Here is a 26,909-nt window from a genome sequence, read left to right as displayed (position 1 = left end):
ATCTGTTAGTATTCATTGACGTATATTTTATGCCGGTTCACGATATAGAGTCCGACAGGCAAGGTAAGAATGCTTTCCCCCGCCGGGATACGGGCGCACAACTGCAATCGTCCGCCGAACGTATAAACCGCCAGGTCGGTCGCTTCAGTAGCCGATACCCGTATGCATCCCCTGCCTCCCCACACCCGGAGATCATTGCCGGACAGGGAGACAACCGTTTCCGTAGCTGTAGGCAATCCCGCCATGCGAAGCGTAGGATTGACGGCCAGCGTCCGATCGTCGGTCAGGAGGTAGCTGCTGAAAGGCGGCACTGAAACCGGAGCATCGGCAGAAGCATCCTGCCGGATATATTCCGTCCCTTCGGTATTCAGCAGATAGAAAGGCCGGGTAAGCGGCAAGTCATGCAACGTGCCGGTAGCAAACTGTTTAAACCCTTTCTCTTCGGGAGCTACCGCCGTCACCTCCTTGCGGTTGAGGAACTGGTTGGCAGCCGAAACGAACGAGACGGCCCGGCCGGCATCACCGCCAGTCGTCGTCAGTCCGTCCGGCACAGCGATAATGTATCCGGCATTCGCTTTCAAGACTTCTTCCGCCACATAACTGAACGAACCGTCGTCCGCCAATGCCTGCAACCAGAAATGGCCGCCCGTACCCGACTCCAGGTAAGGAGAAAGTTCCGTCAGGCTGCCGTCGATCACGGCTGTGATGCGGCGCGGCGCGTAAGGCAGGGAGAAAGCCTCCCAATGATTGGCAACGGCAAAGGAGCGGGTGTGGATGATGCCGCCCGTTGCCAGCACCGGTTCGTTGCAGATGATCTCCGCGCCGTTGCCCATCGTGACACGGTGGAGGGTTTTCAGCTGTCCGGAGGTAGCGATCGTCAGTTTCACACCCGGCGCGACTACGACGTTGCAATCCTTGTTTGCTGCATCCGCCCAGGTTACATCGGTATCCACTTCCACCCGGCGGAAAGCCTGCTGGCGGGCATTATGAGCGGGTAGCGAAGGGAACAGGGTCGTTTCGTGAACAGTACCGTCTTTTGCCGTAAACGACAGGTCTTCTTCCTCCCGTTCGCCCGGCAGCCAGAGGCAGGCGGAACCGTCGAGCAACAATGCCTGGCCGGTCATGCCCGAAACGGCATAGGTATAAGTGACCGGAGCCAGGGCGGCATCGACAGGCAACCCATCCACCGTCAGGCGGTACACCTCTTCACCGCGGCGGATCACCGTGCCGCCCAGCTTCACCTTCGGATCGACATAGACCGCCCCGTTCAGCGAAAGCGTACCGTATAGATATCCTTTGTCGGAGGCAACGATTTCGTCGGTCACCCGCAAGGTTGCCCCTCCTGCGACATCGAAAGCGGCATCCGAGGCGAGTGATAACACATGACCGTTCAGGTCGACTACCACGGCCCCGGTTATATTCTGCATTCCCCGCAACGCCTGGTCGGCGATCAGCCGGATCGTACCGCTGCCGGCAGCCTCCACCTGTTCGAGGGCGGCGGCAAAAGAGGGATAATACTGCGCCCCCACCTGTACCAGGCTTGTCCCCGCCTCCATATCGAAACGATTGTTATGATTGGCCTGTATCATGACGCCGGTCAATGTCTTCGAGATTGCCGTGGTACCGGATAACCGGACAACCAGGTCGTGCACTCCCGTCTCGGTCTGTAACCAACCGAAGGCCACCGCCTGCCCACCGGTATTCTGTTTGCCGGGGAAAAAGAGCGTACCGTTTTGTGCGCCATACTCCCAGCTACCCGCATCCGAAACCGCCGGGAGGAAGAAACAGGTGCGGTAAACGGTATGGCCGCCTGCCGTCACGATCCCTGTAAGCGACACTGAAGAAGATACGCAGACCTGCTCCGTCACAGCGAAATTACCGGAGAGGATACCCCGTCCATCCGAACTCTCCACCAACAGGCGTCCGTTGCCGGAGGTTGTAAAGGCTGCCGCTGCCTGCATCGAGAGGGTGAACTCCTGCAAATCCACTGTCAGGTTCACTTGGTCGGGAACCGTAACCGGAACGCTAAGCGCCGTACTCTGTTTCAACAGGATGGTATTCCCGTTTGCTGCATCGGCAAAGGCATCGGCCAGCGAGGTATATTCCTTCGCTCCGATCGCAGCCACTACCGCCGGTTTGCGGGCCGTGACCGTATTGGAATGAGAGGCGGAAACCTGCACGGTAGCGGTATAGCTTATACCGTTTATTTCCAATGTCAGCGTTTCGGGAGCCATCCCTACCGGCAGCCAGAGACAGGCCAGTTTGTCTTTTACGTAACAGGTCTGCCCCGCAAGGCTTCCCTGCCGCCAGTCGGCAAAGCCGTCCGGCAGGGCGCCGGGTTCATCTATCTGCACCAGTACACGGTAGAGTTGCGTATCGGTGGCATCTCCCCCTTTCAGCACCACACCGATATTGCCGCCGATGATATCCTTTCCGATATAGACATCCCCCTTGATACGGAAGGTGCCCGTAATACGTCCCGTCCCACGGTCGGCATCGCAGATACGGAGGCAGGCGCCCGGAGCGGAAGCGTCGAGTGTGCAGTTGGTAGCCGTCAGGGTATGGCCGTCCAGGTGAAGCTCCGTCAGTACGTTTGCCTCGATCGGATGGCCGTGCGGGGTGACGCCACTGAAATAAACGTCACGTTGTAACCAGAGCTGGCTACCGTCGCTCTGTCCCGCAGCATTCAGGGCATCATGGAAACTGCCGTAAGCCGTACCGTCATCCGTACCCGGTGTTTCTCCGGCGGCATAGAGCACAGCCTCGGTATCCCCGTGGCGCAGGTCGGCGGTATTGTCATGGTTTGCCTGTACGGAGATGCCCTCTTTTGTCAACGTCTTATCGCCGATTGTCAGGGAGAAAGAGGTTGCCGCACGAGCCTGTAGCCAAAGATAAGCAACCGGATGGCCGTCTTCCGTAACGGGAGCGGCGACCGTACCGTTATTCACATTCCCGTAGGAGAAAGAAAGCGTCTCGCCCGCACTGTCATCCGGCAGGAGCAGCCGGACGCGATAGACCTGCCTGCCATTTAACATAACCGCAGCCGATAGTGTAACCGTCCGGTCCGCAATAAAACCGGGTACCAGGGAGAAGCTCCCGCCTATCTGCCCGTTCTTTATATGTAGAGCACCGTTACCCGCCGCACCTGCCGGAAGTGTGAAACCGGCATTGCCGGAGGTCGTCAGGCTAAAGTTATGCAGGTCGAGCACGATAGGGGAAGCTATTTCCACCTGTTCACTCAGCGTCGTGTTTACCAGCAGGCCGATCGTCCTTGCTTCTGTTGTCGATTCGTCTTTCACGGCGGTAAAGGCTTCTGCCAGCGTGGTATACGACTGGCTGCTTCCTCCGCTGCCGGCTACTTCTGCCACATGGATACCGGCCGTTCCCTCTTTCTTCTCCACGGGCACGGCATTTTCGGCATGCTGCGTGACGATAAGCGGGGCGGTGGTGTAGAGTTGCGGCTGTCCGCCCGTGGGCGTATAACTGAAAGTGACAGCCAGCGCCGCTACACTCTGAGGAAGCCAGCAACAGAGTCGGTTACCGCTGCGGGCATACCGGGTGACGGTGGTCTGTCCATAGGCGACACCCGAAATCGCCCCTGCCGATTCGCCGCCCGGCAGGGTGACCAGGATACGGTAGAGGTTGCGGGGATCGGTCGTGCCCGGGAGCGTCTCGGTGACTCCCAACCCCGGAATCTTCACATCGGCTCCGGCAAACAACTGTCCGCTGCCGGAGAGGGAGAAGGAACCCGAGACCGTGCCATTTTCCAGCGTCAGCGACTTGCCGTCCGCCAGGGTGAAACCGGTACCGGAGGCGCAGACCAGGGGCAGCGCGTTCAGGTCGAGGGTCGTGCGGTAAGAGACGGCAAGCGGTGCTTTCCCGTCGAGGGTGACGCCGATCAGCAACCGGATCGTCGCGCCGTCGGCCGATACGTTTTGGAAGGCTTCCGGCAGGGTGTTGTAGGACGTGCCGCCGTTCAACTGCGCCACGTCCCATTTCAGGTCGGGGCTGTCGCCCGGGTCGACCCACTGCGCCCGGCAAGGATGCAGCGTGGCTGCAAGCAGGACGGGTATTGCTAGTAATCTGGTTATTTTCTTATACATTATATATATGTGTATTATTGGTTGATGATGATCTTCTGACGATTGATAATATACAGCCCGCGCGGCAAGCCGATCTCCGTATAGCCTGCCGGGATGCGCAGGGCACGCAGCAGACGTCCGTCGAACGTATAGATACGGATCTGTTCCTCGCGCAGCGACTCGATCACCACACGGCCGGGAAGGGTATGGATACGTAGCTGCTCCTGCGTGGCCGGAACCACGGCATCCGTTATCACTCCGATGCGCAGCTGCGGCTTGATGGTCGTTGTGTTCGCATCCGCCAGCAGATAACCGCGGAACGGCAATATCACAGCCGTCGTCTTCCGCTCATAGGCATCGCCGGCATCGTTCAGCACGTAGCAATATTCGTTCACGGTCAGTTCGTCGAGCGTGCCGTTGGCATAGGAAGCAAAACCGCTTGCCGGCTTCACCGCCGTCACCTTGTCGCGGCGCAGCAGCTGATTCGGACCGGAGACAAACATGATCGCTTTGTCCTGCAACTGCGACGGTATCGCCATCAGGTAAGAAACGTTTGCCGTCATCTCTGTCGTGCTGACGTTTTGCAACGTACCGCCTGCATTCATCGTCTTGAGCCAGAAGTTACCCGCCGTACCCGTTCCGGTGGCAGGAAGCAGCGGAGTGATTCGCTTGCCGCCGGGAGCGTCGGCATCCGCCTCTTCGGTCATGATCCGGTCGGCAGTGAACGGCAAGGCAACAGACTCCCACCGGTCGGTACCGGTAAACGTGCGGATATAGCGGATACCTTCCTCTGCGACCACCAGACCGCTATTGGCCGTAGTCACTTTTGCTCCATCATGAAGGGTCAGGCGGTGCAGAGAGAAGGTTCCGGTAACCCCCTTTAAGTCCAGCACGGCACCGGATGCCAGCACCAGATTCGTTTGTTGATAGCTCTCGTTCCAGGACTGCGTGCCCGAAGCGATTTCGATCCGTTTGTAAGCCGTCAGCGTTGTATGATGATTTCCCAATGTGCCGGGCACGGTCGTTTCCCAGGTCTCGCCCGGAACGACAACGGTCGGCAGCGTCAGGTCGTAATCGGCACCGGTAGCCTCCAGCCAGTAACAACCCGGCAGGCCGGCGTCTGACGGTCCCCGTTTGATCAGGGTACGGTAGACTTCCTTATTCTCCTTGTTCAGCACAATGCCAGCAATCTTCACGTCGCTGCCTGCGCTAACCGTACCCTCCCCTTGCAGGCGCAAGGTACCGAGCAGCATGCCGCCAACGATCTTAAGCGTCTTGCCGGCGTCTACATTGAAACCACTGTTGCCCGAGGTAAAGCTCAGGCCGCCCAGGTTGAGTGTCAGGTTCTTCTTTATATCCTGCACGGAAGAGAGGGAGAGGTTCTTTTTCAATGTCACCGTTCCGCCTTCTGCCACAGAGGCAAGCGCCGAGGCCAGCGAGGCAAAGGTTTTCGTGTCGACTTCGGCTACCGGATCGTTGCCAGCGGTCACATCCAGTTCGTTGCCGTGGGTAGAGGCGACCACCACATTGTTGAGGGCATATTCCACATCGCCAGCAGTCACCGTCAACGTACGTGCCACATTAGAAGAAGGCAGCCAGAGGCAGGCTACCGGATGGCCGTCCGCCTGGCGGATATTATCGGAAGAGACGGCTGTGCCGTCGCCTAGCTTAAAGGTAAACGCCGTCGTCCCGTCGGGGAGCGTCAGGAAGGTGCGCCAGACCGTCTTGCCGTCGAGGCTGACCTGCGCATTGTTCATGATCACCGACCCTTCGGCATAGACGTTTTGGGTGAGGGCTACCGTTCCGCCCAGCACACCGTTCATCATGACCAGCCTGCCGTTGTTGGCATCGAACGAGGCATTGACGGCGGTAATCACGTTGCCTGCCAGGTCGAGTGTTGCCGATCCCGTCAGAGCATCCGGCAAGCGGTGTGCGCCAGTCAGTTCCGCCTGCGATTTGCGCAGGTTCACCATGGCTCCGTCCGCCAACTCGTCGAAGGCATCGGCCAACGTGTCGTATGTCTTGTCGCCAATGGCGGCAACGGCTGTCACGGGGGTAACGGTTACGGGGTTCACATGGGTAGCCATGACGAGCACCGAAGTCGCCATATAGGTCGTGCCCGACGCCTCCACGAAGAAGTTGGAAGGCGAACTCTTTTGTACCTCCATCCAGAGACAAAGCGAACCGTCGGACGAGGTAGTGGCTTCGCCCTCCTGCCCGTTATATTCGTAGGTCGCTTTCACGGCGGCAGGCAAGCCTTCGACGCTGACACGTTGCAATTGTTTATCGTTCAGACTGACAGTCCCCGTCAGCGACACCGTGCGGTCTGCCTGGAGATTTCCGTTGCTGTTCACATCCGTCCGCCCGGCTTTATCAATGGTAAAGTTGGAGCCGATGGTCCCCTTGCCGGTTATTTGCAGGTTTGCAGCTTCCGGCACGCTGATAACCGCTTTCAGGCTACCCACATCCTGCGAAGTAACCGTGTAGCTGCCCGTTTCGAGCACGACAGAGCCGTTCACCTCCACATTCTGTTTGAGGGCGGCATTCTTCAACAGGACGATCGTCTTGCCCGATGCGTCGGCAAAGGCAGCCGCCAGGTCGCGGTATTTCTTTCCGTTGCGTATCTGAGCCACGTCGCTGACTCCGTAAGTCTCGATATTAAAGTGATCGGCGTTGACCGTCACATTGTCGGTCGGGTAATCGGTACCTCCCACCGTCATTGTCAGGCGTCGCGCCACTTGCTCTTCCAGCCAGAGGCAGCCTACGTTTTCGCGCACCACGAAGGAGCCTGCCTGCTGAGCACCTGTCGGGTTGCCGTCGCTGCCTATTTCGGCAAAGGTGAAGCTATGCGTGCCCGAAGGGATATTCGCCGGCAGGTTAGTCACCAGCAAACGGTAACGCGGATTGCCGCCTTCGCTGACCGTGCCGATCGCATCGCCCGGTATATCCTGGCCGATATATAATGTGCCGCCTGCCTGTGCCGACAACGGACTTCCGATCTTTCCGCTTCCGCTCTTGCTCTTTATCACCAGCGAGGCACCCGATGCCACCGTCAGCGGATGGCTGCCGGTCAGTTCGTATTTGCCCAGTTCGAAGACGATGCTTTTGCCGGAAAGCGAATAATCCGCCTCCAGCGAAGTTGTCTTCATCAGTTCGACGGTCTGCCCCATCGTTGCGGCATCGAAGGCGGCTTTCAGGGTGGCATGCTCCTGCGTGCCGATACGGGCGACGTTGTTGTTGCCGCCTATTGTCATGTCGTTGTCGTGCTTGCCTGCCGAAACCTGGTAGCCGCTCACCTGCTCGGTCTTGTCGCCGACGCCGAACGAATAGACCTTCGTATCGTCGGTGCTCGCTGGCAGCCAGAGGCATACCTCGCGGTCGATCACGGGATATTCCACCGCGTCGAACGTCACCTTGTCAATGGTAGACGACTGGTAATTCATATTCACCAGCGTACGCCAGTAGAACACATCGGCCACGCCGCCTTTTGTCACATTCCCTTCCAGGCGAACCGCGCCGGGCACAAACAGGCGTGCGCTGCCTGCCAGATCGATATCGACAGCCATATTGCCTTTGATGCCGGTCGTGACATCGGCCACTGCCAGATGCGCTCCGTTAGTAACTTGTAGCTTAGCACCCGAGGCCGATGTCAGGTTCTTGCCGTTCAGGTTCAGGGTGAACCAACCCTCCGCTTTCAGCGTACCCGATACGGTTACGCCGGTCAGCAGCTGCACATTCACCAGTTTCAGCTTGTCGGTCATCGTGGTTTCCGCCGGAAGCGATGCCGATACCGACGTCCAGGCCGTAGCGGCTGCCCGGAAGGCTTCCTGTAGTGTGTTGAAAGCCTGGTTCATCGCACCGTTGCGGTAGACGACACGTGCCACCACACCGACCGGAGTGGCGGGAATAGCTTCGGTACGCTGCGTCACGGTGGTGATATTGCCCGCCGTATATTCGGTACTCGATCCGCCCGTGCCGCTGACGGTAAAGCGCAACTCCTCGCTGCGTCCGTAGTCGGGCAGCCAGAGACAGGCTTGTGCGTCGTGGAGGTAGAACGGTACATTCTGCTGCTCGCCGTAGCTGTAGGCATAGCTGTTGCCGGCGGCGGCAGGCAGGTCTTTCACCAGGGTGCGGAACACCGCCTTGCCGCCCAGTTCGACCACGGCATCAGTCAGGGGCACTACGCCGGTGATAAACACGTCGCCTTTAATGCGGAAGGTGTTCTTGATATTTCCCTTGCCGGTGATATTCAGGTAAGCGCCGTTGGCGGAAGCGTCGAAAGAGACGTCCGAACCGTTCTGGGCAGCGATCTCGAAGCTACCCAGATCGAGCGTCACGCTGGTATAGGCGGGAACGGCCTGTTCGGTGCGCAGGTTGGCAATACGGGTCAGCAATTGCAGCGAATAGGTGTTGACGGCTCCCTCCGTACCTGCCTCCATTGCGTCGAAGGCATCCCGAAGGTTACCGAACGACTGCCGTTTGACGTCGGCATCGGTCATGCGGAGTACGATCGGCGCGACATTATCGTCGTTCTGTTCCACCTGTACCACTTCGATCTCCGTCTTCTCGAAACTAACGGGATGAGTCAGCACGACCTTGGTCTTTTCGGCACTGAGTTCCTGCTCGGGCTGCCAGCAGTAGATTTTGCCTGCCGCATCGGGCATCGCCATAAACGGGCTGGGGTTGCAGTCTTTATAGGTACAAGTATAAGGCTGGTCGGGCGTCAGGCCGGTAGTGACGGAGACTTTATATACTTCATTATTACTTTTATTCACCGGACGCGCCCCGTCTTTATAGAGAGCGTCGACACTGCCTGCCAGAATCTTTTGCGTGCCGCCTTCGATGGCATCCGCCGCCTTGCCGTTACCGTGGCGCGCCACCAGCGTAGCGCCCGAAACTGCCATCGTAGCGGAGGCTTCGACCTGTATCGCCGGACTGGCATTCGCTCCGATAGCACCGCCGTCGGCATACAACCGCCCGTTACCGTCGGTACAGTTTTGCCAGATCAGGCTCCCTCCGCTTTTTACCTGTACGGCGGGCGAAGTAGTCGAACCGCTATAGCTGCCTTTCAGCCGGTTATCACCCACCAGTTCGATGTCCGCCGGGGCATTTACTTCGAGTGCCGGTTTATCGGATGCGGTTTGCACACGGATGCCGCGCAGGCTCAGGTAGGTTGTTTCGCTGCCCGAAGCAATCAGCAGTCGGTGGTCTTTGCCGCTGTCACGGTCGACGCTCCCGTAGATGCCGATGCGCTTGGAGGCGCTGGTGCCGGAGAAAGAAGAGACGTAGCTTTTCGATCCGTAGGTCACGTTGGCACTCCCCGATGCGGTAGGCGTAACCGTGATTGTCCCGCCGCTGATATTCAGCAAAGGCGAAGCGGCTACCGTATTGGAATGGTTGGCCGCCACCGAGAGCGATACCTCGGCAAACTGTTCGGTAGTAGTGGGCAGTACGTCTGACAAGACGACCGATTGCTGCCCGGCAGGCAGCCAGAGGCAGGCTTCCGCTTTACTGTTCTTGGTTCCGGCAGAAAAGATAGTCTGCCCGCTCGCCGGTTGATAAGTGAGCTTTCCGCTATTTTGAACAGGCAGGTTCGTAACGAATGTGCGATAAACCTGCATGCCGTTCATCTTTATCGTTTCCAGATTACCGGCATCGAGTTCGGTATAGACCAACCCTGCTAACGTTGTGTTTCCTTGTAGTTTGCCACTTCCTGCCACGGTCAGCCAATGGTTGCCTGCATCCAATGTTTTATCGCCGCTGAGCGAATAACTTTGCAGATCGAGCGTCATGTTTTTGGAGCCTTCCGGCAGACGGATCATTTCGCTGGAGGCTGTGTAGTTGTCGATCAGCTTGACCGTCTCCCCGTCAACAGCCTGGGCAAAAGCGTCGGCAAGATTTTTATAATAACCCGGATTACCTGTAGATGTGTTTTCTATCAGGGCCTTATAAGAGGTGAGCGACAAGGTCAGGTTATGTGCCGGAGTGGCAAGGTTATCAGCATAATAGTATTTTTTCGTTCCGCCACCCGGAGTTGCATTCATTGAAAACACACCGGCCTCTTTTTCTTTACCCAGCCAAAAATAATAGGGATAATTATCACCGAAAACGCGTTGGTCTTTTACCAAATCCCGATCTCCCTGTTTGAAACCGGCGGCTGTTCCGAAACTACCATTATTCAAATTACACCAATAGACAGGGATAGCACTCGCATCCCCTGCTTCCTTCAATGTTATATCTGGCAAGTTCAATGTTCCGCCGCCGCTTGTTTCTGTCTTTTTCAGATAGCCGCCCTGCATCTCAATAAGCGGATGAAAAGTAGATGTAGTATATCCTTTCGAATTTGATAAGGTAAACAATCCGCTGTTAATCTTTACACTTGCATCTCCCCCGTTGGAAAGGGTATAACCGTTCATATCGAAAGCGACAGATTTCGTCGATACGGCATTTTCGCTTGCAGGAAGCATGTAATCGTACGTCATTTTCAGATTATCGTGCTCCTTCGAAGCATCGAGCGCTCCTTTCAAAGAGGAGTAACAGAGCCTGCCTCCACCTGTCACATTCTCGACAACCGTCGGGGCGAGATTGTTATTATTGGCTTTTACCTCACCCAGATAAACAGATTTACCGTCAATCGTTATATCGCACGCTTCACTGCTTTCTTCCAACCAGAAATAAAAATAACCGTTAATAGGACGGGCATAGAAGGTTTTCTTCCGAAAGTTGGGATTCTGCTTTTTAATAAGATAAGAACACACATAATCCTTATTATTCGATAGTCCGGAGGCCCGGACTTTTACCTGATACATATTGAGTGCCACATTATCGACATTAACAGTTGCCGGAGGTTTTGGCAAATAGACGGAGCCTCCGGAGATACTTGATGTAGTATAAGATGGATCCACAGAGGGATCTTTTGTATCCGATTTAATCTTTATGGTTCCGCTATAGCAAGTAAATTTAGACAGCGCATAATTATTTACCGAATGGATATCTGCCTGTAATATTCCTCGTGCCAAATCTGTATCTCCCAATACTATATTATGTATGTTACCAATGGAATTCAAGCCCTTTCCAATCCCCTGGCCATCGGTTGAATATGCTTTTATATCGCCCCCATAAATATATATTTCCCCGTTATATTCTCCTCCTTTGCCGTTTCCAATACCGGCTCCGGTTTTAGAGGTAGCAGTAACTGACTTCGCATTAATATAAACAGCAGGACTAGAAGCATTTTCACCTCCGCCGATACCGGTACCACTATTCGTATTACATACAATTTCTGCCGTAACGAGAGTCATATCAGCTCTTTTTGACAAATAGACATCCGGAGATAAGGAGCTCCCGACTCCATTACCGATACCGGCTCCACCTCCGGAAACAGTAGCTGTTACCCGGCCTCCTGTTATCTCGAGGGTTTTGTCATCATCTATACTTGATTTTGTATAACTGGCCGCTCCGATACCAGCCCCATCCACCGATTGAACATTGACAGTGCCTCCTGTTTGACGATAAATACCGACCTGACCACCATACATTTGCTTGGAAGTCGAAACGCCACTGGCTCCTCCGCCGATTGCGGCACCTCCCTCCTCTGCAGTCGCATTGACTGTTCCGCCGGAAATGGTGATTTTACCACCTCCACCGCCTCTAGAATTTTTGCTGTATCCACCGCCTATCCCTGCTGCACCGTTCTTTCCTACAGCATTCACAATACCACCTTGTATTATGACGGTTCCACCGTCTGCTGCATTCTGCCTAGCATCCCCCACTATAAAACCTTTGAAAGAATCTCCCCCGCCACCAATACCGGCACCATAAGGGCCACCGGTAGCATTCACCGTTCCGGATTTTATAATTAAGGTACCATAACTAGTCGCTTCATTAGGGTAATTGCCTATACCACCACCTATGCCAGGTCGGCACTTTCCAGTAGCAGTAACATCTAATATTCCGGGACCTTCAATGGTTAGTTTGGACGCCCTACTAATATATATACCTTTACAATCCGGAATATTACCAACCGTCAACTTATTTTGAACAACAAAAGTAAAATCGCTACTTTCTACTACAATTTCAGTTAAAGTGACATTACCCTGAAAAATACATTTTTTACCTTTGGCTCTTATAGTTAAACTATAACCTGTCGCACTTCCCTTTATTATATAGGTATCCACCTCCGGTACATCATCTTGCAACCAGATTTCGACTTCATTACTCAACACCCATCCATCAGACGGGTTACCTGTTCTCAACTGATCCAAATCGATAGTAACCGTCCTTGCCTCTACCGCAGCTAGATTAACAAAAGCCAACACCGATATAAAAAGAAAAGCGACCAGTTGCTTTGAGATTACCTGTTGCCGGATAGATAAACATGTCGCGGCTTTCCTTCCTATAGCATAAAACACCTGCCTTATATAAAACAAAAAAAGCAACAAGAACCTCTGCTGCTTATCACCTCTATTTCTATTCTTCGTTTGCATAATACCCATGTCTTTATAAATTCAGCCCCGTCCGGAGGCAAACACATAAATCGTCCCCTGCTTACCGGAGTCTTAAAATAATCTATCCCTATACTTAATTACTTATTGTCGTTGAGTGCTTTGAGAAAAGCATTTCCCGGCCGAAATTTCACGGTGTAGCGGGAAGGGATCGTCTTCGGCTCGCCTGTTTTCGGATTGCGTCCGGGGCGTTCGGTCTGCCATACAGACCGGAAGGTGCCGAAATTTTGTAATACCAATGATTGGTCGTTTGCTAACGCCTCCATTGTCTTTTGAATCAGGCAGTCGAGCGTCATGCGCACCTGCCGCTCATGGAGTCCTGTTTCGCCGGCCAGTTGTCGGATGAGTTCTTGTTTGTTCATTTTGATGATTATATTATTGTTATTGATTCTGTATTTATCATATTTGAATGTAGCGTCGTTGGTAAGGGCGGGACAAGCTAAATATCAACCCTTTTCGTCTTGTCGCACCCCTACAGGGTGCCTCAGAAAGAGAAAAATTCAAGGGAACCCAGGGTTAGAACCCTGGGCTAGTTTGTTACAGGCCTACAGCCTGAAGGCACCGTCACTAATTGGCTCATCCTATAATTTGCAGATAGCTCAATTTTTTCTATGGTTCCCACTTGTGCAACCGCATTGGTTCCGGGTGGTGCAACCGTACTGGTTCCCGTCAAAGCAACCGTCCGTTCGCGGCATAGGGAACGCCTCGGTTCCTGCAAGGGGAACGCCGGGGTTCCCGGTGCCGCGAAAGCAACGGTGTTTTTATTCTATTTCGAGGCGGTCGCCACCTCCACCGCCGCCATCGCCGACAAACACGGTGGTCGAGACGGAACGGGGTGATTTACGCAGGGCGTTCTTACCTTTCATATATTGGTTGGTGATGGTGAGTTCGTACGTACCGTCGACCAGGCTGGTAGGGACAATAAAGATCAACGTCCCGGGATCGTTCGTACTGAACATGTCGCTGCCGACTTTCACCACCTCGTCGGTAGTCGTATTGCGGAAACTGATCCCCACCGCTTCGTTGTCGCCCACTATGCGGAGATAAGCGCCGAAAACGGCGAAGTTGCGACCGGGTGTCATGCTGCCGTCGGTCATATTGTTACTGCGATCTTCCACACCAGTGATATACATCACGTCGGCTTTTTCGCCTTCTATGACGATTTCTGTCTTTGCGATCTCTTCGCGAATTACTTTATCCTGGATAAAAGAGATGTAGATGCCGTTCTTTTCGGGGTTCCAAAGGCCTTTTTCGATAATTCCCGTAAAACGGGGTATTGCATGGAACAATCCGGTGTTGACGCTAAAGCCATTCATCAGGAAGCGTGCCACTATGCGTTCATAGAGTGTAACTACATGTACGAGAGTTTCTTGTCGCAGCCCGGTATCTTCTTCACGCATCTCTTTATAGATATCATCGAGCCCTGCGTTGCCTGCGGATTCGAGTACCAGGATCCGATCTTTCGGATCTGCCGTTAAGCTGTTATCTGCCAGCCATCCTCTTAATTTGTTTTGCATACTAGTGCGGATTGTGGAGTTTTGTTAGATCTCCGGTTAATATTCGACCGTTTTGTCAAAATAAAAATGACTAAAAAAAACGATCGTTTTTTCTAGTCATTTTCACGGGAGCATCACCTTTTTTGTGTTTTCCTCAAAAGAACTTGATTATTAAGCATTAATAAATAGTGAAAAGTTTGGTCGGTATTAAAAAAAGTCCTAGTTTTGCTGACAAATAAAAACGATCGTTTTTTCTAGTCATTTTGAGAATCAGGTATATTTAAAATTTTATCCTAATTATTTATCACCAGCTTTATTTTGTCATTTTAATAACTATATGCTGATCTCCAGTAAAAAGATCAGCCACCTCGTAAATGAATAAAAATACGGCCATTCGGCATAACACTGATACGGCTGGTTGTTTGACGTAAGTATTCTAATGCAACAGCACTTCCTCCTTCCTCGGCCATACGTGACAGATTTATTGCCCAAGTAGCCTTTTGATCAACGGCTTTATCTATAAAACTAATAAGTTCTTCATCGGTCAATGTGTCTATCCTATATCTAGTCGGGGATTCAGTACTGGCGAATTCAGTATCATCAGCCTGTCTAAGTGATTGTACGCCACCCTGACCTTTATGTACAGTCGCCGATCTGGCACCTCTATAGGCAGGAGCGGCTGAAGTGCCACTTCCAAAAGTTGCGGTAAAAGATGCTCCTTTTTGAAAGACTTCGGCATCGATCACGCCTCTCGCCTGATGTGCTCTCGCCTGGTCCAATCTTAAAATTGCCGCCAACTCCGACAAATGTGCCAAAGTTTCCTCATCCAGGAAAGGATATAGTGCTCGCATATCTTCTAAAGAGACTCCGGTGTTACTCCGCAAAATAGCGTTTAAGCATTCCTTGAGTTGAGATTCCGTTGCTCCGATTCTTTTACGATCTGCTTCCACTAAGGCTGCTAACTGACGATAGGTTTTAGCATTCCCCTCTCTTTGCCGTGCTTCCTCGTCCTCATTTCTGGTTACGGGATACACGCCAAAGTCTTTTCGCCAGGTAGTAGGAGAAAATTCAAACATGCCCGATCCTATTTGCGTCAGAAAAGGCTGCGGATAGGTGAGTTCTCTTCCTGCACGCATATCACGGATTGCTATTGCACTGCGATGCTCGGCAGAATGAGGAGTATGGATCTTCGTATGAATCGTTTCACCGGTAGTAGGCCTATATATATCATCCGATTCACCACTGCTTGGTTCACTTATATCGTCTGATTGATAGGCTTCGGATAAATCAGAATGGTCAGATGAGCTCGTTTCGGAATCAGATTGGTCGGATGAGCTTGTTTCGGCACCAGCCAATCTATATCGTTCATCATCAGGAGAGACATTCTGCCTCGTTATCATGCGGGCTCTTGTTCCGGCATATTCGATCGTATAAGTCTCGGGGTTGACAGCTACAATCCGCCATACCTCTCCATACATTGTAATAACAATATCTCCAACGTTGCCATACAGTCCGATTTGCCGCTGGATAACAGAGGGATGGCCTGTTTGTCGAATCAAAGCAGTTAGTTTTGCTTGCGCTACGACCTGAGAACGAGCATCTGGAAAACGCACTGCACCTCCCAGATTCGGACAGATCGTTCTGGCGGCAGATATTCTATCTTGCTTACTTTCTTTCATAAGAACAGTTGGTATAAGATTCGAAGATTCTATAATTGCCTAAAGCTAAAGATTACGAAATGATTATGCAATTTATTTCCACAAACGACAGGTATTGTTTGCAAATGACATTATTTAGCTAATAACCGGCATAATCTTATACCGCAGAAATAGTAGGTATTGGTAGGGAAAATATAGCTGGCGACCTGGCCCGGAGAACTTGCTACATATATAATGTATAGGGATGACAGTGCTTGTATCCCGGATTCGGTGAAAAGGTATATTATTAAGAATATTTCTCTACCTTTGTGAAAGTATCATTTTCAATCAGGTAAATTATGGCACAACTTTATCTACGGCACTTCCTACCTCATCGCTCCCCGTGTGAGTGTCAAGTTTAAACCCGGAAAGTTTTTGCTGGATAATCTGAACGGGCGGAAAAGGTAGAAATACTTGATAATAGAAACAGGCGATCTGATATGGATCGCCTGCTATATATAATATATAGTAATTACAAAGCTTGTATCTCGGATTCGGTCAGGCCGGTGGCTTGCATGATGGATTGCATATCCATGCCGAGTTGTTTGAGGCGGAGGGCGACTTCACGAATGCCTTCTTTGATACCCTCTTTCATACCCTCTTTGATACCCTCGAATTTGCCTTTTTCCATACCCTCCTCATATTTAGTTTCCATGCAGGCATACAGGTCACGTTCGGTGGAGAGGCTTAGCTCGTATTCCAAACGTTCGTCAGGGGTCATACGTTCGATTTCCACTATGCTTTTCAGCTTCTGGAAAATCTGTTCGTTCAATTCCTTGGGTAATCGTGCCATGATCTCTATATTGTTTAGTACATATAAAAATTTCTTGTATAACGTATCGCATTCCGATAGGAGCAGTTTAAATTTAGGCATTTCAAGATAAACCTCCGTTAATGTTTCGCTGAAAGGTTCTTTCAACTCACGGTCCATACGGACCACGTCCCAACGGTATTTTTCAGGATGCTTGCGATCCATTATATAGTTTAAAACACAAACTACATACACACGGTTCACAGCATAGTTCTAGCGAAGCAACTTCGTCTCTGCCTTACAACCATTCTTTGCTTCCTGTTCCAACGCCCGCTCCAACTGTTCTTTTGCGTAAGTAGCCTGTTGCTGGATAGCAAAGGAGGCGTAATAAATCATTTTAAACCCGACATCGGAAAAGGGATTGATAAACTTCTCCTTTAACAGAATTAATTCTTCTTCCATAGTTAAGTATATTTTATGGTTATGTTCGCTACCGCCTTGATAGCGTAACTGTTCTGCAAATATAGGGATTCTTTTTGATGAATACAAAACGCCTCTTGAAAATATAGTTTATACCAACTTCTTGGAGCCAGTAAAAATAGAAACAGGCGATCTATATCAGGTCGCCTGCTATAGATATTAATGTATAGTAACTACAAGGCTTGTATCTCGGATTCGGTCAGGCCGGTGGCTTTCATAATAGATTGCATATCCATGCCGAGTTGTTTGAGGCGGAGGGCGACTTCACGAATGCCTTCTTTGATACCCTCGAATTTACCTTTTTCCATACCTTTTTCCATACCTTCCTCATACTTCGTTTCCATGCAGGCATACAGGTCGCGTTCGGTGGAGAGGCTTAGCTCGTATTCCAAACGTTCGTCAGGGGTCATACGTTCGATTTCCACAATACTTTTCAGCTTCTGGAAAATCTGTTCGTTCAATTCCTTGGGTAATCGTGCCATGATCTCTATATTGTTTAGTACATATAAAAATTTCTTGTATAACGTATCGCATTCCGATAGGAGCAGTTTAAATTTAGGCATTTCAAGATAAACCTCCGTTAATGTTTCGCTGAAAGGTTCTTTCAACTCACGGTCCATACGGACCACGTCCCAACGGTATTTTTCAGGATGCTTGCGATCCATTATATAGTTTAAAACACAAACTACATACACACGGTTCACAGCATAGTTCCAGCGAAGCAACTTCGTCTCTGCCTTACAACCATTCTTTGCTTCCTGTTCCAACGCCCGCTCCAACTGTTCTTTTGCGTAAGTAGCCTGTTGCTGGATAGCAAAGGAAGCGTAATATAACACCCGGTCGGAAAAATATTTCTGGGAACTCTTTTGCATCTCCACGATTATCATTTCATGCTTGTCTGTTTCACAGAAGATGTCGAATACTGCCTTGCGGTCGTTTCGCCCCATCCCTAATGCTTCTACATTTCGGAAGGTTATATCCGTAATACCTTCATTTAACAAACTGTTGAGAAATTTGATAATCAACTCCTTGCTAACTTCACTCCCGAAAATCATTTTAAACCCAACGTCTGAAAAAGGGTTGATAAACTTCTCCTTTAACGGAATTAATTCTTCTTCCATAGTTAAGTATATTTTATGGTTATGTTCGCTATCGCCTTGATAGCGTAACTGTTCTGCAAATGTAAGAATATATTTTATAACTGAAAGATTATAGTTAAAAAGAATAATTGCAAGAGGTCTCACTATCCCATTGACACAGTATGAAAGTTAGTTTGTATACAACTAATGAACGAATATATCGCCGGCATTTCTGAAATGAAAACTCATTATCTGTATTGCGAAGATTTTGACAATTACTATCAAGGATTATAACTCAATATCATCCCCCGAAATAATCCCGTTCATGATGGCATAGAATGTTAAACCGGAGACGGTCTTGATGCCTAGCTTGGCTGTGATATTCTTGCGGTGAGTCAGGACAGTGTTAAGGCTGATATTCAGTTTGTCGGCAATCTCCTTATTCGTGATGCCTTTGACGATCAGTTGGAGGACGTCGGTCTCGCGGGAAGAAAGGTCCTTGCTGTTTTCACCGACTGTGTAAGCGGAACTGTCGCTGGTAAACAGTTGCTGCAATTGCTCGATGATAATCTCCTGCGATGCCTTGATGGTTATATGGTTGGTGGTGGAAATACCGCCGGTGCCCTCTCCCCCATCGATCAGTACCGTGGTTTTGCTACGGCGGGGAAGGAAAAAATCGGCGTTCAACACCATGATGTCCGGAGAGGTAAAATAATAATCGAACGCATCATTGCCACCTGCCGCATTAAAAATCTCGAATGCAGGGAAATAGCAGACCTCGACCGGAGGAAAGTAGTCGGTCAGCAGACTCTGAAGACCTATACTTTGTAGAGTGTCGGGTAAGATAATCGCTATTTGTTTGTTCCGGTGCATCGACAGGGGTTATTTACATAATTTCTCCATGGCAGAGACCATCGGAGTCAAGATACGGTAACGGATACGGTTATGCTGCTTGATGTCTTTTTCAAGGCTGCTGATCCCAAAGATCACGGCATAACACAGATTCTCGTTGTAATCGCCGGAAAGATGCTTGATCATGATGCCTTTCAGGTCGGACAACAATGCTTCTATAGCATCTTCCGAACGCTGCTCGTCGCCCAGATGGAGTGCCTCTTTTTCATCGGAATTACAGCCTCCTTTTATTTTTTCACTCAACGCCAGGCAGTAAGGGAACCATTCCTTATCATCATGTTCGATGCGTGCCGTAAGCTCTTCCTTGAAAGAGGAGAAGAATTTGCCGATCAGGTTCAACGTATTGTTTCCCGGCGTGCTCATAGAGATGAAAGAAGTTAGGTGCCGCTCTATGTTCGGCAACTGGTAACGCAGGTAGTAAAGATTGGTCTTGGTCAGGTAATCGATAATCTGTGTCGTATGGAATGTCTGTAACTTCCTTTCCGGGAAGTATTCCTCGTTCAGGAACGTGTTGATTACAGTCAGCAGGAAATCGGTATCCAACTGATATTCGTCACAGATCGTCTTCACCGATTTATCGCCCAACCCGAGGCGGATACCGAACCGGTTGATTACAGGAATGAGTGAGGGATGTTCTTCCACCACCTCACTCATTTGCATATTTGGATATACTAAAGGCATAATTTATGCTTCTTCCCATTGTTTGCGCAAGAGTTCTACCGCGGCAGGGACAACGATGTTACGATCGCCCTGGCATCCGCATTCGAAACTTACGTATTTGTCATAACCCAGCATCTTCAGGCCCTTGAAGCCGTCTACGTAGTTATCTGCTTCCCCGTCTTCACCCGGCATGCTGCGACGTTTGCGGCTTGCCACGTGTACGTGCTGCAAATAGTCTCCAGCCGAGATAAAAGCTCCCATATCGGACGTTTCTTCCCAGGTCATATGCCAGAAGTCACCCATGCAACGTACTCCCGGATTGTTGATATCCCGGCATACGGAAGCGGCGTCAGCCACCTGACGCATATAGAAACATTCTTTACGGTTCAAAGGTTCAAAGATCACGGTCGTTCCGTTCTGAGCGGCATGGTTTCCCATTTCGGTGAACTGCTCGCACAAGAAGTCGCGGGTTTCCTGATTATGAGGTAATGCCGGTACCTGCCCGTTGAAAGCCGGAACGATGATAACCCCTGTCGATCCCAGTTCGCCGGCTGCGGTGATAATCTCTTTCATCGTATCCATACATTTCTGACGGATAGCCGGATCAGTAGAGAGGATAAAACCTTCAAACCCTGCACAAATGGCACTGACTTTGATATCACGACCGCTCAGGGCTTCTTTGATTTCCTTTACACGGTCTTTCAGTCCACGGCCTCCCGGTTCAAAACCGACAATACCCAGCTTTTCCATATAGTCCAGCTTCTGGTTCAGGTTTTCACCCGGAGCGATGCCTTCCTGGAAAGAGAGGTTCAGTTTCGCCTTGGTGTTGCAGCAAGACTTCGTTTCCGGACATTTCTCATCCGAAGAAGCCTTCGATGCACAGGATGCCAACGTGCCGGTACTTACGGCTGCTACCGCAGCACCAGACAAGGTTATTCTTAAAAAGTTTCTTCTGTTTAATGTCATATCTTTATTTATTTTGATCACGAGGTTTTCCCGGAACCGGAACAGTAAATGTGCTCATATCCATCTTACCCAGATTCAGGTCTTTCGGAGTATAATCCAACGGAGAAGCAGTCATAGCATCCCAGGTCGTCTCAGCACCGGAATAAGCCGATTCACGTCCCATAATAGCTGCCATATTCGAAATAGCTGTTTCGGAAGCCTGCTGAAGTGGTTTGTTACCACGGATACTATTGATCCAGTTTACATGCTCCAAGGTATACGGGTCGGTCTGTTTGAAGTTTGCTTTTTCTGCTTCATAATCATACTTCCATACCACATTACCGGCAAGGTCTTTGATCTCCATCGTAGAACTGTCCCATGAACCTTTGGATCCCTGAATAAATTCACTTACATTACTAACGCAACCATCTATCTGGCGGCACATACTGTGCATATGAATACCGTTCTCCATGGTAAAGTCGATACTGAAGTTATCATACTGGTCACCGGTAATACGACGCTGGCGAGAACCGAAACCCACAGCTTTAACCGGTTTCAAACCGCTGAACCAGGTAAACACATCAATGTTGTGCACATGCTGTTCAACAATATGATCACCCGACAGCCATTTCCAGTTCACCCAGTCCTTAATCATATATTCGCAATCATTCCATTCTTTCTGACGTTCACGGAACCACAGCATACTTTGATTCCAGTAAACAGTACCACCTGTAATCTCTCCGATCATTCCTTCCATGATCTTTTTATAAGATTCTACATAAGAACGCTGGTGGTGACGTTGCGTACCGGTAATCACACGCAAATTCTTTGCTTCCGCCTGTTTAGCTGTAGCCATGATCGTACGATAACCAACCGGATCCACGCAGATCGGTTTTTCAAGGAATGAATGTTTCCCTTTTTCTGTCGCATACTGGAAATGTACCGGACGGAACACGGGAGGAGTCGCAATGATCACAACATCCACGCCACTGTCTATTACTTGTTTATATGCATCCAGACCTACAAAGCGTTTGTCGGCAGGAATATCTATATTCTTATCTTTTTTCAACTTACCGGCCAGTTCGTCAACTCTTTCCTGGAAAGTATCACCCAACGCAACAATAGTCACGCCATTTGCTGCATTCAGGAAGTTGAAAGCGGCACCGGAACCACGTCCGCCACAACCGATAACACCGGCTTTCAGCTCTTTCCCGTCGGTTGCCAGATCCGGCAATTCCGGAATATAATAAGTGCCCGGTTCTTTCAGCGGTTTCAAAGCAGCGGCTTTTTCTCCCCCGCCGCATGAAGTCAGAACCACACTTGCTGCACTACCTGTACCGATTGCACCCAGTGCACCGGCCATCGCTGAACTTTTTAAAAATGATCTTCTACTGATACTGTTTTCCTTTTTCATGATATAGCAAATTTAAAGAATTGATATAATTTTTACACTAGTCTACTTTATTGAATGGATGAATCCGGCTCGCACACCACACGGAAGCCAATGCCACGTATGTCAGAATACCACCAGATACTTTTAGGTTGTTGCGGGTCAGTCTTTAACCACGCTTCATGTTTGGTATAGTCGCGGGCTGCCGAACGAAGGTCTGCCGCGTCAGAAGTATAATTACCTCCGCGCACTACCCATTCCGTTCCTTCGGTTACCAACGGATTCGTAACAGACTCGCCTCCCTTGCTATAGGCTTCGGGATCATACTTATCTGCACAATATTCCATGACATTACCCAACATATTCTTTAATCCGAACGGATTGGCTTTCACCAGTTCCGGTTCCTGTGTCTTATTCTTACTGTTCTTGCTGTAAATGACGAACGAGCCGATACTGTCGGTTTTTGCATCGAAGAACTTACGCCAGAATCCCTGATCGGAGAAGTCTTTCGGACTGCCGCTGAAGAAGTAAGGAGTTTCCGTACCTCCACGGGCTGCATATTCCCATTCGGCTTCGGTCGGCAGACGGTATTTCTTGCCGGTCTTCTTTGATAACCACTGGCAGAATGTTTCAGCTGCATAATGTGTCATTGTGATAGCCGGACGATCGCCGCCACCCCATCCCTGGTCGGGGAATCCGAACGGAGGTGTCGGACCGGAAATAGCATCCACATCCGGATTGCTGTTATTCGCATAAACCGTTTCAGGAGGAGTACGTCCCTCGCTCATCGTATTTCCATAGAACGACCAGTACTGGTCCCAGGTAACTTCCACCTCAGCCATAAAGAACGGGCTGACCGTTACGTTGCGTACAGGTGCTTCGTCCGGTTTATGGAACGGTTCCTTGCTGGTGCTACCCATTTTGAACGTACCGCCCGGCACGGCAACCATTTTAAAAGACACCGGTGTTCCGGGTATCTGTTCTACATAATCGGCAAAACTTGTTACCTGTGCAGGTTCCTTGAAATAAAGACTTGTATCGACAGCCGAAGATCCGGAAGCCACACCAGGAATACCTGTCAACTTGGAATGGTTGTAGTTGGGATTATAATGTCCGGCATCCAGGTGACAACTGATACACTGCAAGTCCAGTTTCTTTTCATTTTCATCATAATAAAGGTGTGCTGTAATACCGTCGTTCGTAATTCCTTCCGGAAACAAATTCTGGTGACATTCTTTACATGATTCGTTCGGAATATATTTAACGGCATGATCCAGTTCTGACTTCACATCCCAGTCAAAATCGGCACTGTCTTTGGTCATAAAAGACCAGACATCTTTTAAGCCCAGTTTTGCTTTTGCCGTATAATGGTTCCAGGTATCGTTTTTAGGCGGAAGGTGGCAGTCCACACAATGCACTTTCACACCACTACCGTTATTTACGTGCTTGGATAGTTTCCAGCTGCCTTCCACATGCGGATGCACATGACACATCATACAGGATTCGTCACTGGAAAAATAAACGGAAGTATTATAAGCCAGAATCATTACCCCGGCACCAAAAATTACGCCCAAAAGAAGCATAAAGGTCTTTCCTTTAAAAAAATTCTTCTTCAGGCCTGATGAGTATCGATTAGAATTCTTGTTAGTAGCCATCTGTTTTTATGGTATTCAATATTTACACTTAGTCTGAGAATTAGATTTAAAAATCGGCAATAAAAGTAGCATTTTCCTTAATATAAAGAAAGCATAACCCACCTATTTAACGTAATAAGTAAGCAGATTATGCTTTTTTTAATTATTTTCAGTATCCCTTAAAGATTTGACTGTACCGGTGTCATAATGAAAGTAAATTCATAATCACCGTAAGGCAAACGATATTGCTCCAAAGGCAATGCGCCCCAGCTGTTCACACATCCCAGCCCCATCTGTACCTTGTCGATACAAAGGTTGGTATAGTCTGCTTTCGGGACTAATTCTGAATGTCTCTGGTCTTTCTGCACACCGTCGTCCAGTGATTCGATCGAGTAGTTCAATGCAGAAGCTGAGAAAGGAGCCTCGGCAACAAACATCAGACCGTTGCCACCCTTGTTTGTCTGTTTCCACCAGCGGATATCCGTTTTTGTACCGGTTTCCTGCGGACGGATATAAGAGTAGAATTGTTCATCCACTGTCTGGCAGAATTTACCCAGATCGGTCACATTGTTACGGTCTGAATAGTTTTCCCACGGACCACGGCCATAATATTTGATCAATGCCATTTCTTTCGGCATCTGCATCTGCATACCGAAACGGAACATATCCGATACTTTAGCCGACTTGTCAGCAATCATCTTCTGTGTTACTTTTACGGCACCTTCATTATTAATGGTATAAGAAACAGACAACTTAGCCGATACGGCTTCCATTGTATATTCAGCATTTACTATCGCCTGGCCGTTTTCCATCTTATTTGTCAAAGAGGTCAGTTTCAGTCCCGGCTTTTTCCATGCTGCATATCTGTTCTGCAAACCGGCTCCCATATCGTTATCGGTCGGGGCACGCCAGAAGTTTGGAGTCAGCTTACCACCTTCATCGATCAAAGCCTGGCCTTTTACATCATATTTGCAAAGGAATCCGTCGTGTTTATTGAACTCGATACGGAAGTTTTCACCTGTAACGATCAGATAGTTGTAATCGTTTTCTGTAATTACCGGAGTTACCGTGGCAACATTTACTTTTTCAACATTTGCCAGTTTCAATTCCGGAGCCTTATACGGGCGGACAACCAACTGATTTTTAGCAACCGTATATCCCGCCGGAAGCATTGTTTCCGCTTTTTTCAGTTTGAATGCGACATTCAACAGCAATTCCTTGCATTTGCAGATTCCGTCCGTAGTATAGTTCAACTTTACAGATTTGGTCTGTTGCGGAGCCACTTCCAGATCTTTGACCATGCCTGTCTGAACCACTTCGCCGTCAGCCAGCAATTCCCATTCTGCATAATAACCGCTCAAATCACGGAAGAAGTTTTCGTTATAAACATTCACGACACCGCTTGCCAGGTCCGAAGGAGTTACCCAGATCGACTGGTAAATATGTCCGACCTCATGCATATGAGGATTAGGCTTACGGTCCGGACTGATCAAACCATTGTCCAGGAAGTTATTATCAGATGCATCGTAGCGGTTAAAGTCGCCACCGTATCCATAATATTCCACACCTTCCTTATTTTTCATACGCAATGACTGATCCACAAAGTCCCAGATGAAACCACCCTGATATTTCGGATATTTACGGACAAGATCCCAGTATTCCTTAAATCCCCCCTGTGAATTACCCATTGCATGCGCATACTCGCACTGGATAAGCGGTTTGTCGACATTACTATTACAATAGTCTTCACAACCTTTATACCCCAGATACATCGGGCAATAGATATCGGTAAATTCATTCTTTCCTGCCTGCTCATACTGAACGGCACGGCTCTTATCTTCATTCTTGATCCAAGTGTAACATGCTTCAAAGTTCGGTCCGAAACCGGCTTCATTACCCAATGACCAGAAAATAATAGACGGATGGTTGAAACCACGTTGTACATTACGCTGGTTACGTTCCATATGTGCTTTTGCATACGACGGATTCTTAGCCAGGGTTTGTTCGCCATACCCCATACCGTGGGATTCCACATTAGCCTCGGCTACGACATAAATACCGTATTCGTCACACAAATCATACCACAGGTTTGCATCCGGATAATGACAGGTACGAACCGCATTAAGGTTGTATTCCTTCATCACCTTGATGTCCTGCAACATACGTTCGCGGGAAACCACATATCCGCCGTCCGGATCCATTTCATGACGGTCTGCTCCCTTAAACAATACCGGCTGCCCGTTTACCAGGATCTGACTGTTTTTCAGTTCAATCTTACGGAAGCCAACTTTCACCGGGATAACTTCCAGTTCTTTATTGCCTTCTTTCAGCGTAGCGACCAAGGTATACAGGTTAGGCGTTTCAGCCGTCCATTTCAACGGATTGGAAACAGCGATATCCGCAGACACTTTGCCTGAGCCTTTCAGCGTAGTTGTCGCAACGGAATTACCTTGTTTATCCAACAATTTCACATCCACAACGCCACTGCCTTTCAGGTTAACGCTTACATTTAATGTTGCATCCTTATACTGTGCATCCAGATCCGGAGTTACGCGGATATCCTGAATATATTTAGGATTACGGGTATACAGATAACAATCACGTCCGACACCGCACAGACGCAGAAAATCCTGGTCTTCCAGATACGTACCGTCGCACCAGCGGAATGTCTGGAATGCGATCAGGTTCTTACCGGGTTTCAGGTATTTGGTCAGATTGAATTCCGCTTCAAGTTTGCTGTCTTCGCTATACCCTACATACTGCCCGTTTACCCAAAGATACATATTGGATGTTACCGAACCGAAGTGAGCAAATATTTCTTTTCCTTTCCAGTCTGCCGGAATAATGATTTCTTTACGGTATGAACCGACATGGTTATTTTCTACCGGCACTTCCGGCGGATTATTCTTGAACTGGTTTCTCCAGGCATATCCCACATTCACATAAATAGGATCACCGAAACCATTCAATTCCCAAATACCGGGAACGGGCATATTCGCCCAACCTTTATCATTAAATCCTACCTGATAAAAATCTGTCGGACGGGCATCGGCATCCTTCACCCAGTTAAATTTCCAGGTCCCGTTCAAAGTCATAAAATTGACTGACGATTCTTTGCATCCCTTCAACGCCGCATCCTCTGTTTCAAACGCAAAGTAGTTGGTATGCATCGGGGCACGGTTAACTTCATTTACGTTCGGATCTTTCCACTCATTTTTTTGAGCAAATGCTGTCACTCCCAGCAAGGAACAACAGCAAGCTAACATTTTTAATTTCATT

15 protein-coding genes are annotated in these 26,909 nt (G+C 49.6%); 1 reads left to right on the top strand and 14 read right to left on the bottom strand.

Annotation, left to right across the window (positions count from 1 at the left end; genetic code table 11):
* Positions 1-5: 5 nt before the first annotated feature.
* The 3 genes from NBH15_RS07045 to NBH15_RS07035 all read right to left on the bottom strand — a co-directional run bounded on the left by NBH15_RS07045 (position 6) and on the right by NBH15_RS07035 (position 12,948).
* On the bottom strand, positions 6-4,103 hold the full coding sequence (locus NBH15_RS07045) for a hypothetical protein (RefSeq protein ID WP_250822287.1): 4,098 nt from the start codon (positions 4,101-4,103) through the stop codon (positions 6-8).
* A 14-nt stretch (positions 4,104-4,117) separates the two neighbouring features.
* Positions 4,118-12,568 carry a carbohydrate-binding domain-containing protein gene (locus NBH15_RS07040; protein ID WP_250822286.1) on the bottom strand — a complete coding sequence of 2,817 codons (8,451 nt, stop codon included), beginning with the start codon at positions 12,566-12,568 and terminating at the stop codon, positions 4,118-4,120.
* Between the two features lie 98 nt (positions 12,569-12,666).
* The gene (locus NBH15_RS07035; protein ID WP_250822285.1) at positions 12,667-12,948 is read right to left on the bottom strand and encodes an HU family DNA-binding protein; all 282 of its coding nucleotides are present in this window, start codon (positions 12,946-12,948) and stop codon (positions 12,667-12,669) included.
* A gap of 249 nt (positions 12,949-13,197) precedes the next feature.
* On the opposite strand from NBH15_RS07035, the gene NBH15_RS07030 reads away from it, so the two are divergent.
* Entirely contained in the window at positions 13,198-13,425 is a 228-nt protein-coding gene (locus NBH15_RS07030; RefSeq protein WP_250822284.1) for a hypothetical protein, read from the top strand.
* Here NBH15_RS07030 and NBH15_RS07025 read toward each other — a convergent pair.
* The 11 genes from NBH15_RS07025 to lacZ all read right to left on the bottom strand — a co-directional run bounded on the left by NBH15_RS07025 (position 13,348) and on the right by lacZ (position 26,908).
* Positions 13,348-14,103, bottom strand: coding sequence for a DNA-binding domain-containing protein (locus NBH15_RS07025; RefSeq protein ID WP_250822283.1), 756 nt, complete (start codon positions 14,101-14,103; stop codon positions 13,348-13,350). The two genes, NBH15_RS07030 and NBH15_RS07025, sit on opposite strands and share 78 nt — an antisense overlap.
* Before the next feature lie 338 nt (positions 14,104-14,441).
* Positions 14,442-15,761 carry a hypothetical protein gene (locus NBH15_RS07020; protein ID WP_128133733.1) on the bottom strand — a complete coding sequence of 440 codons (1,320 nt, stop codon included), beginning with the start codon at positions 15,759-15,761 and terminating at the stop codon, positions 14,442-14,444.
* A 490-nt stretch (positions 15,762-16,251) separates the two neighbouring features.
* Complete coding sequence (locus NBH15_RS07015; protein WP_262922541.1) at positions 16,252-16,785, bottom strand: PD-(D/E)XK nuclease family transposase; 534 nt, start codon at positions 16,783-16,785, stop codon at positions 16,252-16,254.
* 18 nt (positions 16,786-16,803) lie between these two features.
* On the bottom strand, positions 16,804-16,992 hold the full coding sequence (locus NBH15_RS07010; RefSeq protein ID WP_250822282.1) for a hypothetical protein: 189 nt from the start codon (positions 16,990-16,992) through the stop codon (positions 16,804-16,806).
* Between the two features lie 191 nt (positions 16,993-17,183).
* Complete coding sequence (locus NBH15_RS07005) at positions 17,184-18,131, bottom strand: Rpn family recombination-promoting nuclease/putative transposase (protein WP_244050840.1); 948 nt, start codon at positions 18,129-18,131, stop codon at positions 17,184-17,186.
* Positions 18,132-18,377: 246 nt separating this feature from the next.
* A complete protein-coding gene (locus NBH15_RS07000; protein WP_046145191.1) occupies positions 18,378-18,962 on the bottom strand; it encodes a response regulator transcription factor in 585 nt (194 codons plus the stop codon).
* A gap of 9 nt (positions 18,963-18,971) precedes the next feature.
* Positions 18,972-19,661, bottom strand: a complete 690-nt coding sequence (locus NBH15_RS06995) for a helix-turn-helix transcriptional regulator (protein ID WP_199676267.1) — start codon at positions 19,659-19,661, stop codon at positions 18,972-18,974.
* A 24-nt stretch (positions 19,662-19,685) separates the two neighbouring features.
* Complete coding sequence (locus tag NBH15_RS06990) at positions 19,686-20,627, bottom strand: sugar phosphate isomerase/epimerase family protein (RefSeq protein WP_128133736.1); 942 nt, start codon at positions 20,625-20,627, stop codon at positions 19,686-19,688.
* A 4-nt stretch (positions 20,628-20,631) separates the two neighbouring features.
* Positions 20,632-22,020, bottom strand: a complete 1,389-nt coding sequence (locus NBH15_RS06985) for a Gfo/Idh/MocA family oxidoreductase (protein ID WP_128133737.1) — start codon at positions 22,018-22,020, stop codon at positions 20,632-20,634.
* Positions 22,021-22,067: 47 nt separating this feature from the next.
* Positions 22,068-23,651, bottom strand: a complete 1,584-nt coding sequence (locus NBH15_RS06980; RefSeq protein WP_250822281.1) for an SUMF1/EgtB/PvdO family nonheme iron enzyme — start codon at positions 23,649-23,651, stop codon at positions 22,068-22,070.
* Between the two features lie 158 nt (positions 23,652-23,809).
* A complete protein-coding gene (gene lacZ / locus NBH15_RS06975; protein WP_250822280.1) occupies positions 23,810-26,908 on the bottom strand; it encodes a beta-galactosidase, LacZ type in 3,099 nt (1,032 codons plus the stop codon).
* Position 26,909 lies beyond the last annotated feature (1 nt).

This window comes from Parabacteroides caeci (genome assembly GCF_023656795.1).
Classification (GTDB): Bacteria; Bacteroidota; Bacteroidia; order Bacteroidales; family Tannerellaceae; genus Parabacteroides; species Parabacteroides segnis.
The sequence above is the reverse complement of the archived record's forward strand: the minus strand, read 5'-3'. Positions and strand labels throughout refer to the sequence as shown.